This window comes from Aestuariispira ectoiniformans, from assembly GCF_025136295.1.
Classification (GTDB): domain Bacteria; phylum Pseudomonadota; class Alphaproteobacteria; order UBA8366; family Aestuariispiraceae; genus Aestuariispira_A; species Aestuariispira_A ectoiniformans.
In genome coordinates this window covers 706,328-722,889 of record NZ_CP062788.1, presented here as the reverse complement: position 1 = coordinate 722,889, position 16,562 = coordinate 706,328, and the positions used below count along the sequence as shown (strand labels likewise).

Annotated in this window: 14 protein-coding genes; 6 read left to right on the top strand and 8 right to left on the bottom strand. The window is 58.8% G+C overall.

The genetic code is table 11. The annotated features are described in order from the left end of the window. Positions 1-28 precede the first annotated feature (28 nt). The 3 genes from IF205_RS03585 to IF205_RS03575 form a co-directional block, all read right to left on the bottom strand. The gene (locus IF205_RS03585; protein ID WP_259781925.1) at positions 29-232 is read right to left on the bottom strand and encodes a hypothetical protein; all 204 of its coding nucleotides are present in this window, start codon (positions 230-232) and stop codon (positions 29-31) included. Between the two features lie 129 nt (positions 233-361). Further along, positions 362-1,822 (bottom strand): ATP-binding protein, encoded by a 1,461-nt coding sequence (locus tag IF205_RS03580; protein WP_259781924.1) that lies wholly within the window; start codon positions 1,820-1,822, stop codon positions 362-364. Further along, the gene (locus IF205_RS03575; RefSeq protein WP_259781923.1) at positions 1,819-2,541 is read right to left on the bottom strand and encodes a response regulator; all 723 of its coding nucleotides are present in this window, start codon (positions 2,539-2,541) and stop codon (positions 1,819-1,821) included. Before IF205_RS03575 ends, IF205_RS03580 begins: the two co-directional genes overlap by 4 nt. 226 nt (positions 2,542-2,767) lie before the next feature. On the opposite strand from IF205_RS03575, the gene IF205_RS03570 reads away from it, so the two are divergent. The 4 genes from IF205_RS03570 to IF205_RS03555 all read left to right on the top strand — a co-directional run bounded on the left by IF205_RS03570 (position 2,768) and on the right by IF205_RS03555 (position 6,938). Further along, positions 2,768-3,196, top strand: a complete 429-nt coding sequence (locus tag IF205_RS03570; RefSeq protein WP_259781922.1) for a hypothetical protein — start codon at positions 2,768-2,770, stop codon at positions 3,194-3,196. A gap of 156 nt (positions 3,197-3,352) precedes the next feature. Then, entirely contained in the window at positions 3,353-4,093 is a 741-nt protein-coding gene (locus IF205_RS03565; protein ID WP_259781921.1) for a substrate-binding periplasmic protein, read from the top strand. 234 nt (positions 4,094-4,327) lie between these two features. Next, positions 4,328-5,902, top strand: coding sequence for an ATP-binding cassette domain-containing protein (locus tag IF205_RS03560; RefSeq protein ID WP_259781920.1), 1,575 nt, complete (start codon positions 4,328-4,330; stop codon positions 5,900-5,902). Between the two features lie 193 nt (positions 5,903-6,095). After that, positions 6,096-6,938: a phytanoyl-CoA dioxygenase family protein gene (locus IF205_RS03555; protein ID WP_259781919.1), complete on the top strand. Its 843-nt coding sequence runs from the start codon at positions 6,096-6,098 to the stop codon at positions 6,936-6,938. A 261-nt stretch (positions 6,939-7,199) separates the two neighbouring features. Here the strand turns inward: IF205_RS03555 and odhB are convergent, their stop codons facing one another. From odhB to mdh, 5 genes are all read right to left on the bottom strand, one after another. After that, on the bottom strand, positions 7,200-8,459 hold the full coding sequence (gene odhB / locus IF205_RS03550; protein ID WP_259781918.1) for a 2-oxoglutarate dehydrogenase complex dihydrolipoyllysine-residue succinyltransferase: 1,260 nt from the start codon (positions 8,457-8,459) through the stop codon (positions 7,200-7,202). Between the two features lie 87 nt (positions 8,460-8,546). After that, entirely contained in the window at positions 8,547-11,546 is a 3,000-nt protein-coding gene (locus tag IF205_RS03545; protein ID WP_259781917.1) for a 2-oxoglutarate dehydrogenase E1 component, read from the bottom strand. A gap of 131 nt (positions 11,547-11,677) precedes the next feature. Next, positions 11,678-12,553, bottom strand: coding sequence for a succinate--CoA ligase subunit alpha (gene sucD / locus IF205_RS03540; RefSeq protein ID WP_259781916.1), 876 nt, complete (start codon positions 12,551-12,553; stop codon positions 11,678-11,680). Next, the gene (sucC, locus tag IF205_RS03535) at positions 12,553-13,749 is read right to left on the bottom strand and encodes an ADP-forming succinate--CoA ligase subunit beta (protein ID WP_259781915.1); all 1,197 of its coding nucleotides are present in this window, start codon (positions 13,747-13,749) and stop codon (positions 12,553-12,555) included. The genes sucD and sucC overlap by 1 nt, the downstream gene beginning before the upstream one ends. A 307-nt stretch (positions 13,750-14,056) precedes the next feature. Then, positions 14,057-15,016 carry a malate dehydrogenase gene (gene mdh / locus IF205_RS03530; protein ID WP_259783230.1) on the bottom strand — a complete coding sequence of 320 codons (960 nt, stop codon included), beginning with the start codon at positions 15,014-15,016 and terminating at the stop codon, positions 14,057-14,059. A 316-nt stretch (positions 15,017-15,332) separates the two neighbouring features. Between mdh and IF205_RS03525 the strand changes: the two genes are divergently transcribed. Next, positions 15,333-15,554 carry a hypothetical protein gene (locus IF205_RS03525; protein ID WP_259781914.1) on the top strand — a complete coding sequence of 74 codons (222 nt, stop codon included), beginning with the start codon at positions 15,333-15,335 and terminating at the stop codon, positions 15,552-15,554. 129 nt (positions 15,555-15,683) lie between these two features. Next, the gene (locus IF205_RS03520) at positions 15,684-16,451 is read left to right on the top strand and encodes a substrate-binding periplasmic protein (RefSeq protein ID WP_259781913.1); all 768 of its coding nucleotides are present in this window, start codon (positions 15,684-15,686) and stop codon (positions 16,449-16,451) included. Positions 16,452-16,562: the final 111 nt, after the last annotated feature.

Genomic DNA, 16,562 nt, shown 5'->3' with positions numbered 1-16,562 from the left:
GATCCAGATAACCTGATACCCTGACAGCCTAATGCATTGTGGCGAGTTTGTCCTGACGGGCCTTGGCAATTTCGAGCATATCGACATTCGCGCGTCTTTCCCTGCGCTGCCTGCCGTATTTCTCCATTTCCACTTCGATCGCCTGAAGTAGAATTTGGGCAATGTCACCTTTTTTCTGGGTGCAGGCCATCAAATGCGCTTCCGCCAATGCGTCAATCATACGGTAATGCATTCAGGTCTCCTCTTATATTCAGCCTTCGACACACCGGAATTTTCCCCGGCGTGATCCCGCGGCCCCCCTTGTTACGATGGGTCGTATCAATCCTACCACAAATTACATTGTATTATAGATAAATTGTTCTTAAGTCGCCAGACCGTCGGTTTCACCAATCGGCAGGATCACCGTCACACGCAACCCGCCCTCAGGCCGGTTGGCCAGCAGGATATCACCACCATGGCCGCGAATGATCATCCGCGCAATGGCCAGCCCCATGCCCACACCGCCGGTGTCGCGGCTGCGTGAGGTTTCCAGCCGGACAAAGGGTTTGAACAATTCCTCCATCCGGTCGGCGGGAATGCCGGGACCGGCGTCATCCATATAAATCCGAAGGTCCTTGCCGAGTGTCTCCCAGGAAACAGAACAACGCTCACCATATTTGATGGCATTCTCGATCAGATTGCGGAAAGCCCGACGCAGGGCCACCGGGCGACAGGCCAGCACGATCCGGCCATCGTCCTGACAATCAATCGGCCAGCCCAGTTCCCCCAGGTCGTCACACAGGCTTTCCAGCAGGGCCGACAGGTCCACCGGGCGGCTGTCTTCCTGTTTGGCCTCTTCGCGCACGAAGGCCAGGGTGGCTTCGGCCATGTCTTCCATTTCCTGCAGGGTTTCCAGGATTTTTTCCTTCAATTCCTCATCGGTGATGAATTCCGCCCGCAGGCGCAGGGTGGTCAGCGGCGTACGCAAATCGTGGGACAGGGCCCCCAGGATCATGAGGCGGTCGCGCACAAACCGCTGCAGACGGTCGTTCATCCGGTTGAAGGCGATCACGGCCTGCTGCACTTCGCGGGCCCCGCTGACCGGCAGGTGCTGTACCGTTTCGCCTCGTCCCAGGGCATCGGCCCCCTGCGCCAGGGCCTTCACCGGCTTGGTGATCCGCCGCACAAGAACAACGACGACCAGCGCCACCGCCAAGGCAGTCAGCGCGAGAGACATCAGCCCGGTCAGCGCCCACAAGAAAGGCTGCGGGTCCAGTCGGCGGTTCACATTCAGCCAATACCCGTCCCGCAGTTTCACCGATATGGCAAAGACCCGCGGACCGCGACCGAAATCCCACCAGGGCGGCGACCGGTCGCCGTGATGACGGTTCATCATATCGCGATGGTCGTCATCGTGATCATCATCGTCGTCGCCACGCCGCCAACGGCGGTCTGACGGCGGAGGCGCCAGCGACAGGCCAAGGCGTATATCGCTGATGCCATATCGTGACAGGCGTTTTTGCAGATGCCGGGAAAAACGGTCCTCAACCGCGTTCCGGTCCAGGGAACTCGTCGGTCCCAGACGGATCATTGTGCTTTCGCTCGAGGCCGCCTTGACCACTTTTTCATGCATATCCGGCGGCGTTTCGGCCAGCAGACGCACAAGCGAGTCGATCCGTTCAATCGTTACCTCGCGGCCGATTGCACGCACCGCCTGACGGCGTTCGTCCAGAAAGAAGACATAGGCCCCGACCTGCGCCAGGATCACGGCTGCCACGACAAGCAGCACCATCTGCCCGGCCAGACTGCGCGGCCAGAGACGAAATCCTTTACCCCGCCTCATGACGGCAGGTCCACATCCGCCGCGAACATATAACCACCGCCCCAGACGGTCTTGATCAACGCCGGTTTCTTGGGGTCATCCTCCACCTTGCGGCGCAGGCGGCTGACCTGGTTATCAATGCTGCGGTCGAAAACATCCGCCTCCCGGCCCTGGGTCAGGTCAAGCAGTTGATCGCGGCTCAGTACAATCTTCGGATGGTTCAGAAATGCGTGAAGAAGTTGATATTCAGCCGTGCTGAGCGGGACGGAAACACCATCCGGTCCTTCCAGTTCACGCCGCCCCACATGCAGGGTCCAGCCGGCGAACCGCATCACATCGACCTCGGTCCGCGCCTTTTCATAGGGCAGGCTCTGGCTGCGCCGCAGGACCGCTTTGATCCGGGCCGTCAGTTCCCGCGGGTTGAAAGGTTTGGTCACATAGTCGTCCGCGCCGATCTCAAGGCCGACGACCCGGTCGGTTTCCTCGCCCATGGCGGTGAGGAAGATGACCGGCACGCCCTCTGTCTCCTGCAAGTGGCGGCACAGGCTCAACCCGTCTTCGCCCGGCATCATGATATCCAGCACCACCAGGTCGATGGCCGCCGTCCTGATCGCACGGCGCGCCGTGGCCGCATCTTCGGCAAGCGTCACCCGATAGCCATGCTGGCCCAGATATTTTCCCAGAAGTTCCCGGATGTCTTTGTGGTCGTCCACCACCAGGATATGCGGCCTTGTCGTCATTCCATCGTCTCAACAGTCCATTTACTGACTGGGACTATACAGGCTCCCAACCGCCCTGACCGACAAAAAATGTATCAAAGTTTGTCAGCGGGCGATCCTGGTACAAAGCGATACAAAACTCCCGGTTTCGAACAAACTTTTGCGACAGCTCTGTGGTTAAGTCACCCCATCGGCGCCCCCAAGCCGAACAGCACGTTTTTGAACAGATGACCCATACGGAGTGACAATGATGAAAAAGACCACCAAGACAATGATCGCCGCAGGCGCCCTCGCCCTCGGTATCGGCGCACTGGCCGCCCCCAGCTTTGCCGATCGCGACGGCGATGACTGCGGCTGGAAGCGCGGTGGCGAACACCACGAGATGTATAAAGGCCACCACAACCGCATGGGTGGCATGGGCTTTTTCCGCGAAAAGCGCGACCGTGACCTGACCCAGGATGAAATCCGCACTCTGTCACAGGCCTTCCTGATCATGCAGGGCAACGACAACCTGAAAGTCGGTGCAATCAAGTCCCTGGAAAACGGTAATTACAGCGTCGATATCGTCACCAAGGACGACAGCCTGGTGAAGAATGTCGAGGTCAACAAACGCAGTGGCCGTCCGGCTTACTTCGACGACATGCGCGGCCCCAAGAAGCCCAGTAAAGACGACTAAAACAAGAAACTGACTTTTCCTCCATTCCCCTTTCGACCTTGTCCTAAAGGTCCTGATGCGGGCGCAACTCCCTTAGGCGTCCGCATCTTTTTTTGCCTAAACATTCCTTAATCAATTTCCGCTAGTCTTGCCCTATGGAACGAAAGGGCCAGACCTATGTTCCGGCTGATACGCCTGATTGCGATCCTTATTTTTGCCCTGACCACAGGGGCCGCCGCCCAGGATAACATTGTCCGGGTTGTCACCCTTCACTTTGCCCCCTATGTCAGCGAGGACCTGCCTTCCAACGGCTGGGCGTGGGAGGTATGCGCCACGGTCCTGCGCGAGGCAGGCTATGAACCGCAGTTGACGATCATGCCCTGGGCGCGCGCGGTGACGCTGACCAAGGAAGGCCGGGCCGATGCGCTTTACCTGGCCAATATCAACGAGGAACGAAAGACTTGGGCGGTTTTCACCGACCCCGTCGGCGAAGAAATCAGCGTCGCCTTCAAACGCCGGGACAAAAGCATATCTTTCCAATCGATCAACGACCTGAACACCTATCGCGTCGCGGGCCTGCATGATGCCCATGTCTCCTCAATTCTGGTCAACAATGGTGTCGAGGTTCATCCGGTGGCGTCTCTGCGCCAGGGGTTTCGCATGGTCTATTTCGGGCGGGTGGATACGCTGGTCGTCGACCGGTATGTGGGTTTGCAGTTACTGCAGAATGAATTTCCCCCGGCCTATGCCGCCGCCATTGATTTCGTCGAGAAACCGGTGGACAGCAACAAGCTGCATCTGGCGATTTCCCGCAAATATGCCAACCACGACAAATTACGGCAGGACTTTAACCGGGGGTTGGCCGAATTGCGCGCCTCCGGGCGATTTGACGAAATCCTGGACAGCTACGGGTTCTAGACTTTCCCCCCAGCCTGCGATTGACAAATTCCATTCCAGCATTCACCTTCCCGACATACGAGCAAATCAACGGAGTGCCGAGGCCCATGCGTAACTAACCCACAAGCTTCTTTCGATTTTCCACAGATCGGGAAGCCGTGCGGTTATTCGGCCACAGGCATCGTCTCTTCTATTCTGCCATTTCCTTGATATGTCCAGCCGACTGCACGGCCTCCCCTATACCGGGAGCCCTTCATGCACCCCTTTGCCCTTCAGGCCGATCACGTCGGCTTTCATCTGCCCGGCCGAACCGAACCGCTTTTCGACGATATCTCGCTCACCCTGCCCCACGCGCCTCACGCACTGGTCGGACGCAACGGGGTGGGAAAATCGGTATTGGCCCGTCTCCTCACCGGCGACCTGGCCCCCAGCCGGGGCACGATCAGCCGACCGGACAGGATCGGCTACCTGCAACAACACACTGCCTCTGCAGTCGGTCAAAACATTGGCGATTTTCTGGGTGTTACGGAAAAGTTATCGGCCCTCAAACGGCTTGAGACCGGCCATGCGAACCCGGAGGATATCATAACAGTCGGTGATGACTGGACCCTGGGCGAGGATCTGGCAGATGCGATGACGACGGCGGCGCTGGATTTCCCCCTCGACCGGCCCATCACCAGCCTCAGCGGCGGGGAGCAGACCCGCCTCGCCCTGTTCCGGCTGATGCGGGAGAATCCCGACTATCTGATCCTGGATGAACCCAGCAACCATCTCGACCAGACCAACCGTCGGCATCTGACTGACCAGATCCGCGCCTGGGGCAAGGGCTGCCTGATCATCAGCCACGATCCCGACCTCCTGCGTATTGTCGACGTAATCCATGAATTGTCCACGCTGGGCCTCAACAGCCACGGTGGCGGCTATGACGGTTACCGTCAGCAGAAACAGGTGGAACGGGACGCCGCCGAACGCGCCCTGGCGGATGCGCAAAAACAGACAAGACAGGCAGCCCGGCAGCACCAGGAGGCCTTGGAAAAGCAGCAACGCCGTCAGGCCCAGGGCAACCGCCTGCGCCGGTCCGGCAGCCAGAGCAAAATCCTGCTGGATGCACAGAAAAACCGGTCGGAGGCCAGTTTGAACCACCTGTCCATTCAACGGGACCGCATGAACGCAGAGGCCCGAAGCAACCTGACCCGCGCAGAAGACCGGCTTGAACAGGTCAAACCGCAGGGCTTTATCATTGCGAAGCCGGAACAAACAGGTGGAACGGCGATAGGTCTGAACAATCTGGTCCTGCCCCATGGCACGAAGGACCCGATCAGCCTGACGCTGGCAATCGGCGACAGGATGGCTGTCACCGGCGGCAATGGCCAGGGCAAAACCACCCTGCTGCGGGTGATCCTGGGCGAGGCCGCGCCATTGGCAGGTCAGATCAAACGGGTGCGTTCCATCGGCTATCTGGACCAGACCGGTCGGCAATTCGATGCGACCCTGCCCGCCCTAGACATCCTCAGGCAGGCCCATCCGGCCCTCACCGAAAGCGCGTTGCGCACAAAACTCGCCAATATTGGCCTGCGGCGCGACAAGGCCCTGCAACCCTTCCAGACGTTAAGCGGCGGGGAACGCATGAAGATCGCCCTGCTCCGCCTGTTTGCCGGTGAGACCTCCCCCGCCCTGCTGCTGCTGGACGAGCCGGACAACCATCTGGACCTGGAGGCGCGGCAATTGCTGATCGACAGCCTGAACCGCTATCGGGGTGCAATCATTCTCGTCACCCACAGCCCGGATTTGATTACGGATGTGGGGATTTCAATGGCTTTGAAGCTTTAAGTACTATTGGTTTCCCGTCATTCCCGCGAAGGCGGGAATCCATTTATAGGCCAGCACTTGCATCACCATGGACCCCCGCCTTCGCGGGGGTGACAGGTTAAGGTGTCCCGCCTATTGGCGAACGCGTGCCGGGCTTTCAATATGCCGCAACCAACGCTAAAACCCCTGCAACGCAAACGGCAGCACAGGTATCATGTCCGACCACCCTTCTTTCTGGCAGGCGATCAATCCGCAGCTTACCATCGGCGCGCCGATCCGGCCCGATCCGCTGCGGCTGGATAACAGCGGTCTGGACGGGATTTCGGACAAGCTAATGCGTGAAGGCTGGCTGCAAGTCCCGCCGTTGTTTACGCAGAAGATGATTACGTCGCTGCGTCAGGGCATTTTGAACCTGGGCGCGCGCGGCCTGCCGCCGGTCTATATCTATGTCTATGACCAACCCTGGCAGCTCTTTGCCGCACTTCGCCCCCTGATCAGCCGGTTCCTGAGCGAGGATTTTCGGCTGCTGCCCAATTTCTGGGCCTGGCATGTATCGACGGAAAAAGGATCGTCCGGCTGGCCGCCGCACCGGGACTGTCAGGCCGAAACGCGCTTTGCCGACGGGCTGGGCGGAGAATTGCTGATGAGTCTGTCGCTCTGGGTGCCGCTGACCGATGCGACGACCGACAATGGCTGTATGCATGTGCTGCCCCGCGATACGGAACAGCGTTATGACCCGCCGCTGGACGACCCGGACCGCATCGACCTGAATGAGGGGATTGCCCTGCCCGCCAAGGCAGGCTCCGTCCTCGGCTGGCTGCAGGACCTTTATCACTGGAGCGGCCAGGCGACGGGCAAGTCGGAGATACCACGGATCAGCCTGTCGCTGGAATTCCAGAACCCGGCTTTCGAACCGCTGCGTGATCCCCTGCTGGATATCACCAACCCGCCGACACTGGACGAACGCCTCGCCCTGATCGCCGAACAAATCCCGCGCTATCGCCACATGGAACAACTGGATTTCGATCCGGCGCGTTTGCAACAGCCGCCCGTTTAGCCGTCATGCGCGGGCTTTGACCCGGTGATCTCTCAGCGGCACGGCATGTTTCCGGATATACGGGTAGCTTCAATACATTATCCGTTCGTCCCGGCGGAGGCCGGGATCTCAAAACTGCATGCACCGATATCAGAAACACGCGACCAAGATTCCGGCCTCCGCCGGGATGAGTGGGGAATTGGGCGACCTTGATTGGAAGCAAAAGAAAAGGCCCGGATTTTGCCGGGCCTTTTCCAATTCAGTGACGCGACCGCGTGCGGATCAAACGTCGATCAACAGGCGTGCAGGATCTTCCAGGACTTCTTTCATGCGAACCAGGAAGGTCACCGCCTCGCGGCCGTCGATGATGCGGTGGTCGTAGCTGTGCGCCACATACATCATGTTGCCGATGGCGATCTCGCCCTTGTCGTTGACGATCGGGCGTTTCTGGATCTTGTGCATGCCCAGGATACCGGACTGCGGCGGGTTGATGATCGGCGTCGACATCAGCGAACCGAAGACACCGCCGTTTGTGATGGTGAAGGTGCCGCCCATCATTTCCGCCATGGTCAGCTTGCCTTCGCGGGCGCGCTTGCCAAAGTCGGCGATGGCCAGTTCGATTTCGGCAAAGCTCAACTTGTCCGCATCGCGCAGGACCGGAACAACCAGACCCTGCGGCGTGCCGACGGCAATGCCGATATCGTAGAAGTTCTTGTAGATGATCTCGTCACCGTAGATTTCCGCGTTGACCGCCGGAAGCTCTTTCAGTGCCTGGATCGCCGCCTTCACAAAGAAGCTCATGAAGCCCAGCTTGGCGTTGTGCTTCTTCTCGAACCTGTCTTTGTAGTCTTTACGCAGGTCCATGAGATTGGTCAGGTCAATCTCATTGAAGGTGGTCAGCATGGCTGCGGTGTTCTGCGCTTCCTTCAGGCGGGTCGCGATGACCTTGCGCAGCTTGGACAGCTTCACGCGTTCTTCGCCACGCGGGTCCAGCGGACGATCGCCTTTCGCTTCGAACATCGGTGCAGCCGGAACCGGAGCAGCAGCAGGCGCCGCAGCAGCCTTGGCGCCACCACCGGCCAGATATTTCTGCACATCTTCCTTGGTGATGTTGCCCTTCGGGCCGGTTGCCGGAATCTTGGACGCGTCCAGATTGTTTTCCGCAACCATCTTGGCGACCGCCGGGGACAGCGTGTCGTTGCGTTCCGCAGCCGGTGCAGGTGCCGCCGCCGGAGCGGCTTCTTCCTTGGCCGGGGCCGGTGCGGGTGCCGCCTTTGCAGCCGGGGCCGGTTTTGCACCGTCCGCCCCTTCGGCCACACGGCAGAGCAATGCGCCCACTTCCACGTCCGCGCCTTCACCGGCGATGATTTCACTCAGGGCACCGGCGACCGGCGACGGTACTTCGATCGTCACCTTGTCGGTTTCCAGTTCCACCAGCGGCTCGTCCAGCTCGACGCTTTCGCCTTCTGCCTTGAACCACTTGATGATGCTTGCTTCCGAAACAGATTCCCCAAGCGTGGGGACCAACACATCCGTTGCCATTTCCTCTATGCTCCTGTTTGAGCCCTTATTTTACCCGCCTACCCACCAGGCGGTTTAAGTGACGATTAATCCTAAAATTCCGAAATCTCAGGCCTTGGCTGCCGCCTTCTTCGCGCCAGCCTTCTTGGCCGCAACCTTCGTGGCAGGCCCGGTCTTCACGACCAGGGCTGCTTCCAAAAGATCCGCCTGTTCCTTGGCATGACGCTTGGCACTACCGGTTGCGGGCGACGCCGAAGCCACCCGGCCCGCGTAAAGCGGACGGCTGCAAACCTGATTGCCGGATTCCACAATGATCTTTTCCAGACGACGGTCGACAAAGAACCAGGCACCGTTGTTTTCCGGTTCTTCCTGACACCAGACCACATCCGCGTTCGGGAACCGCTTCAACTCATCACGCAACGGGTTTTGCGGGAAGGGATAAATCTGTTCCAGACGCAGCAGGTAGACATCGTCGATACCGCGTTTTTCACGCTCTTCGAACAGGTCGAAATAGACCTTGCCCGAACAGACGACGACGCGCTTGATGTCCTCGTCAGCCACCAGACCGCCATCCTGTCTGGTATCGCGATGATCCCAAAGAACGCGGTGGAAGGTGGAGCCGTCGGTGAAGTCTTCCATGTTGCTGATGCAGCGTTTGTGACGCAGCAGCGACTTGGGCGACATAACGATCAGAGGTTTACGGAAGTTCCGGCGAACCTGACGGCGCAGCGCGTGGAAGTAGTTGGCCGGGGTCGTTACGTTGACCACCTGCCAGTTATCTTCCGCCGACAATTGCAGATAGCGTTCCAGACGGGCGCTGGAATGTTCCGGACCCTGGCCTTCATAGCCATGGGGCAGCAACATCACCAGACCGCACATGCGCAGCCATTTGCTTTCGCCACTGGACAGGAACTGGTCGATGATGACCTGCGCGCCGTTGGCGAAATCGCCGAACTGGGCCTCCCACAGAACCAGCGCCTGCGGTTCCGCAATGGAATAGCCGTATTCGTAACCCAGCAGGCCGAATTCGGACAGCGGGCTGTCGATCACCTCATAGGGTGCCTGACCCATACGGATATTGTTCAGCGGAACATATTCCGCTTCCGTTTCCTGGTCTATCAGGACCGAGTGACGATGGGAGAAGGTACCGCGCTGGCTGTCCTCACCGGAAAGCCGGATCGAGGTGGATTCACACAGCAGGGTCCCGAAGGCCAGCGCTTCCGCCGTGCCCCAGTCGATCCCCACGCCGGTTTCCATCATCTTCTGCTTGGCCTTGAGCTGGCGCACGATCTTGGAATGCACCTTCACATTGGCCGGCACGCGGGAGATCGCATCCCCCACTTCCTTCAGCAGGTCGATATCAACCGCCGTCTCGCCACGCCGGGCATCGCCGGTTGCCATGGACAGGCCCGCCCAATGGCCTTCCAGCCAGTCCGCCTTGTTGGCCTTGAAGGATTTCCCGGCATCGAATTCCTGATCCAGAACGTCAGAGAAGTCCTTGACCAGCATTTCACCGGTGCCCGGCGGCACGATGCCGCTGTCTTCCAGGCGATCCGCGTAGATCTGACGGACACGGGGATGTTTACCGATCCGTTCATACATCTGCGGCTGGGTGAACTTGGGCTCGTCGCCTTCGTTGTGACCATGGCGGCGATAGCACCACATGTCGATCACCACGTCCTTCTTGAAGCGCTGGCGATATTCCATGGCAAGGCGCGCCACATGCACGCAAGCCTCGGGATCGTCACCATTCACATGGAAGACCGGGGCGTCGATGGTTTTCGCCATGTCGGAACAATAGGGCGAGGACCGGGACTTGGACGGCGATGTGGTAAAGCCGATCTGGTTGTTGATCGCAATATGGATCGTACCGCCGGTCTTGTAACCATCCAACTGCGACAGCAGGAAGGTTTCCGCCACGATGCCCTGGCCGATGAAGGCCGCATCACCATGCAGCAGGATGCCCATCACCTTTTCACGTTCAACATCACCACGCTGATGCTGTTTCGCGCGGACCTTGCCGACGACCACGGTGTTCACCGCTTCAAGATGACTGGGGTTCGCGGTCAGCGACAGGTGGATGGTCTTGCCGTCGAACTCACGGTCGGTGCTGGTGCCCAGATGGTATTTCACATCCCCGGAACCATAGTCTTCCGGGTTGGTGGAAATGCCTTCGAACTCGGCAAAAATCTGCCGGTAGGGCTTTTGCATCACGTTGGCCAGAATGTTCAGGCGGCCACGGTGGGCCATGCCGAGAACAACCTCTTCCAGGTTCTGCTGTGCACCGCGTTTGAAAATCTGCTCCAGCATCGGCACGAGGCTTTCACCGCCGTCGAGGCCGAAACGCTTGGTGCCGCGATATTTCTTGTCCAGATAGGTCTCGAAAACATCCGCCTGGGTCAGACGTTCCAGAACGGTCTTGCGGCCGAGGTCCGTGAAGTCCTTCCGGTTCAGCGTGCTTTCGATACGCTCCTGAATCCAGGATTTTTCGCTCGGGTCCTGGATATGCAGGAATTCAACGCCGATGCTGCCACAGTAGGTCTGTTCGCAGATGTCGACGATCTCGCGCAGGGTCGCGCTTTCCAGGCCCAGATAGTAGTTGATGAAGATCTGGCGATCCCAGTCCTTCTCCTCAAAGCCATAGGACGCCGGGTCCAGTTCCGGATGGTCGCCGCGATGGGTCATGCCCAGCGGGTCCAGTTTGGCATGCATATGCCCGCGCATACGATAGGCGCGGATCAGCATGAGGGCCCGGATGGAATCCAAAGTCGCCTGACGGATCTGCGTGGCGCTGGCGCCGGGTCCCGCCGCCTGGCGGAGCTGCGCCATCAGGGCATCGTAAGGATTGTCGAATTGCTTGCGGTCGGTGGTTGCATCCGACAACGTACCCGCGTCGACGGAACCACCCACCACGCGGGATTCACGCGGTGCCCAGCTCGGCCCTTCTTCGGGGGTTACAATGTCGGTAAGGTCATCACCCAGGGCTTCAAAGAACGAAGCCCAGCCCGGCTCCACAGAGCGGGGATCACGCTTGTAGCGCTCATATACTTCTTGAATATAAGTCTCGTTGGCTTGGAACAGAGGCGATGTATCTCCGATATACGCCATGACCCGTCTCCTTTGCCGTCACGCCCGCACCGGCGCGCGGCCTGGTGTTTATTCTTTTTCTGTACAGCGTTCTTCTGTTACAGCAGCTAAACGCAGGCGGGGGAGCGATTTAACCGCTCCCCCGTCCGACATCAGCCTTTGATGACTTCAAGCATCGTAGAGCCCAATGCCGATGGGCTCAACGCAACACGAATGCCAGCATCACGCATGGCTTCCTGTTTGGATTCAGCCGTGCCCTGACCACCGGAAATGATTGCACCCGCATGACCCATGCGTTTGCCCGGAGGCGCCGTCACACCGGCGATGAAACCGACCATGGGTTTCTTCACCTTGGACTGCTTGATGAATTCGGCCGCTTCCTCTTCCGCGGTGCCGCCGATTTCACCAATCATGATGATGCCTTCGGTCTGGTCATCCGCCAGGAACATTTCCAGGCAGTCGATGAAGTTGGTGCCGTTGACCGGGTCGCCACCGATGCCGATGCAGGTGGACTGGCCCAGGCCGACCGCCGTGGTCTGACCGACCGCTTCATAGGTCAGCGTACCGGAACGGGACACAACACCGATCTTGCCCGGCTTGTGGATATGGCCCGGCATGATGCCGATCTTGCACTGTTCCGGGGTGATGACACCCGGGCAGTTCGGGCCGATCAGGCGGGTCTTGGACCCTTCAAGGGCGCGTTTGACCTTGACCATATCCATGACCGGAATGCCTTCGGTGATGCAGACCGCCAGTTCCATTTCGGCGTCGATCGCTTCCAGGATCGCATCAGCCGCGAAGGGCGGCGGAACGTAGATCACGGTGGCGTTTGCGCCGGTGCGTTCGCGGGCTTCCGACACGGTGTCGTAAACCGGCAGGTCCAGATGCGTGGAACCGCCCTTGCCGGGGGTCACGCCACCGACCATCTTGGTGCCGTATGCGATGGCCTGCTCGGAGTGGAAAGTCCCCTGCGCGCCGGTGAAACCCTGGCAGATGACTTTGGTATTGCTATCGACGAGAACAGCCATCAGTTCGCCTCCTTCACGGCAGCCACGACTTTTTCGGCCGCGTCTTCCAGGTTGTCGGCAGAGATGATCGGCAAACCGGATTCCGCCATGATTTCCTTACCGCGTTCCACGTTGGTGCCTTCCAGGCGAACAACCAGCGGCACATGCAGGGAAACTTCGCGGGCCGCCGCGACAACGCCTTCCGCGATCACGTCGCAACGCATGATGCCGCCGAAGATGTTGACCAGGATGCCTTCCACATTGCTGTCGGACAGGATGATCTTGAAGGCCTTGGTCACGCGTTCGGTGGTTGCGCCACCGCCCACATCCAGGAAGTTGGCCGGATCGCCGCCTTTCAGCTTGATGATGTCCATGGTCGCCATGGCAAGGCCTGCGCCGTTGACCATGCAGCCGATGGAGCCGTCGAGCTTGATGTAGTTCAGCTCGTGCTTCTGGGCTTCCAGTTCCGCCGGGTCTTCTTCGTCTTCGTCGCGCATGTCGGAAATGTCAGAATGACGGAACAGCGCGTTGTCGTCGAAGTTCATCTTGGCGTCCAGCGCCATGACGTCACCCGCGCCGGTCACGACCAGCGGGTTGATCTCGACCATGCTGGCGTCCAGCTCAACAAAGGCCTTGTACATGGCCATCAGGAACTTGGTCGCCGATTTGACCTGGTTGCCCTGCAGGCCCAGGCCGAATGCGATCTTGCGGCAGTGGAACGGCGCGATGCCGGTTGCCTGGTCGATGGAGACCTTGATGATCTTTTCCGGGGTCGCTTCCGCGACTTCCTCAATCTCCATGCCGCCTTCGGTGGAGGCCATGATGGTCACGCGGCTTGTTGCGCGGTCCACCAGCAAGGAGAGATAAAGTTCACGGGCGATATCGCAGCCGTCTTCGATGTAAAGGCGTTTGACGGCCTTGCCGTCCGGACCGGTCTGTTTGGTGACCAGAACCTCGCCCAGCATGGCTTTCGCGTTTTCGCGAACTTCGTCAATCGACTTGGCAAGACGAACGCCGCCCTTGTCCGGGTCGCCGCCCTTGAAGCGGCCTGCGCCGCGGCCGCCTGCGTGAATCTGGGATTTGACGACCCAGATCGGCCCGCCCAAATCGTTTGCCGCCTGCACCGCCTCGTCGACGGTATAGGCCACGTTGCCGTTCGGAACGGCAACACCGAACTTCCGCAGAAGTTCTTTCGCCTGATATTCGTGGATATTCATGGTTCCCTGGCTTCCCTATGGGTTACCCATTAAAGCGAGTGTGCGATCTTTATATGCAAAGCATTCAGCGGCCTGACACAACCTCCCCCGAGATTTAATGTCGCGCCCATACCGCTCTACGTCGCATATACCTAATTTATCAAGGTTACAAGGTCGCGCAACCGCTTAGGTTACAAAAATTTTGCGACGCGGCGAATCCGCAACGCCCAAGGCCCCGGTCATTTCTTTTTGTATGATCGTATAAGAAAAGGGGCGAACCCTGCGGCCCGCCCCTCTCCGAAGATTCAACCGAGGCGCGGATGCCGGATCAGCCTTCAGCTTCCATCTTGGCAACGACCGCGTTCAGTTCTTTCACCGCATTCACGGAGTTGTCGAACATGGCACGTTCATCTGCGTCCATCTCGATTTCCACGATCTTTTCAACGCCATTGGCGCCCAGGATCGCCGGAACACCGACATAGAGACCGTCCAGGCCGTATTCGCCTTTGCAATATGCCGCACAGGGCAGAAGCTTGCGCTTGTCCTTGAGATAGCTTTCCGCCATCTGGATCGCGCTGGAGGCCGGGGCATAGAAGGCGGAACCGGTTTTCAGCAGACCGACGATTTCCGCGCCACCGGCACGGGTGCGCTGTACGATTGCGTCGATTTTTTCCTGCGTGGACCAGCCCATCTTGATCAGGTCCGGCACCGGGATGCCGGCAACAGCGGAATAACGGACCAGCGGCACCATGGTGTCGCCGTGGCCGCCCAGAACAAAGGCGGTGACGTCTTCGACGGAGACATTGAATTCTTCAGCTAGGAAGCAGCGGAAACGTGCGCTGTCCAAAACACCGGCCATGCCGACGATCTTGTTTTCCGGCAGACCGGCGGCTTTCTGCAGCACGCCGACCATAACGTCCAGCGGGTTGGTGATGCAGATCACGAAGGCATTCGGGCAGTTTTCCTTGATGCCCTGGCCGACGGATTTCATCACACCGGTGTTCACACCGATCAGGTCGTCTCGGCTCATGCCCGGCTTGCGGGCAATGCCTGCGGTCACGATGACCACATCGGCATCCTTGATCGCGCTATAGTCATTCGCGCCGGTCACGTTGGCGTCGAAACCTTCAACCGGAGCTGCCTCAGCAATATCCAGAGCCTTACCCTGCGGAATGCCTTCCGCGATATCGAACAGCACCACGTCGCCCAAATCCTTGAGCCCCGCCAGCAGCGCCAGCGTGCCGCCGATATTCCCTGCGCCGACCAATGCAATCTTGTTGCGTGCCATGATCTTCACTCCCTTGATCAGTGTCATCCCGCGCGGATTGTGCACCTGCACAATGCCGTCGAAGTCGTAGCCGATTAGACGCATATTGACAAGAACCGGGTCGCAGCACCGACGGAATAGGGCGTTTTATCACTGGATACCCGTTTTACGTGCACTATATATATTTACAATGACCTATGATTTAGCCGCTCAAGGAAACACACTTTTCAGTGAAACAGTCTTGTAACATTTCTCAAAACCGCCCATATGGCGCTCAAAAGAAAATGCGGGGAGCGGACAAAAAACGCAAAAATGCGCCCATGCAGGATAGAAGACGATGGACCAACAGAAGAAGAAGAAAAATTCTACTTTCAGGAAGACCCTATACGGTACGGGGATCGGCCTGGTGATCTGGACAGCGCTGGTCGGCGTGATGCTGACCAACCCGCAAGTCAAATCGACCAATCCCGGCGTTTTTCAGCTTGTCGAGCTGGTGACCCCCTGGCTGGACCCGCACACGGGCGAACGGTCGGCCCGGCGGCTGCAGCTTCCCCTCTAGGAAACTGCCTGCCGACCTTGCAAATCATGGCCTAGCTGATTGCAATTCAACAAAAATATTCGTAGACTACCGATATTGAGGGGATGGCGCATGCCACCTTTGGGGTTTCTACGAAAATTTGGACCGTCTATGGGCAAACATTCTTTATTGCTGTCAGTTATTGGCGTGTTTGCCGCAGGTGTGGGCAGCCTTTTGCCATTGGCCCCTGCAGCACGGGCCGCCGACCCTATTCAGATTCTGGCAGTCCATTTTCCACCTTATGAGATAAAAGACCCGGAAGACGACCTTCCGGGTTTCGACGTCGAGGTCCTGACCAGCGCCTTCAAACGCGTCAACAGGAAGGCAAGCGTTGAATTCCTGCCGTGGAAGCGGGCCGTCCATCTGGCGGAACAGGGCAATGCCGCCGGGGTTCTTTCCTGTGCCTATAACGCCGGACGAGAGAAGAATTTCATCTTCTCCGACGTTCTGAGCCAGGCGACACGGGGATTTTATGTCCATCCCGACTTCGACGCCACCGGCCCGGTAAACGTGGATTTCGCCAAAGGATATTCCGTCACCGCCGTCTCAGGCTATGTATCCGCAAAGACACTGACGGAACATAAGGTCTCCTTCGATCCCTCACCCACCGATATTGCCGCGATCCGGAAACTGATCAACCGGCGCGTGGAGATGTTCTACACCAGCCAGGAAGCCGCCGATTATATCGGACGGTCGGACAATCTCGCCAACAGGATGAAGTTCCTGCCGGTGAAGGTAATCCCCTATTACGTCTGTTTCAGCCGCAAATGGCCGGATGTCGAAAAGCTGGTAAAAGACTTCAACCGTGGCCTGCGCATCCTGCGCCAGGACGGCCAATACCAAAAAATCCACGCCAAATACAGCGCCCGGACTTCCTGACCGGCAACACCGTCACAGCACGAAGGTTACATGTCCGTTCTCGTCGATCGGCCAGGCCGGGTTCCAGGCAATCTCCCAGGCATGACCGATTTGGTCCGCTGTCCACGGCCA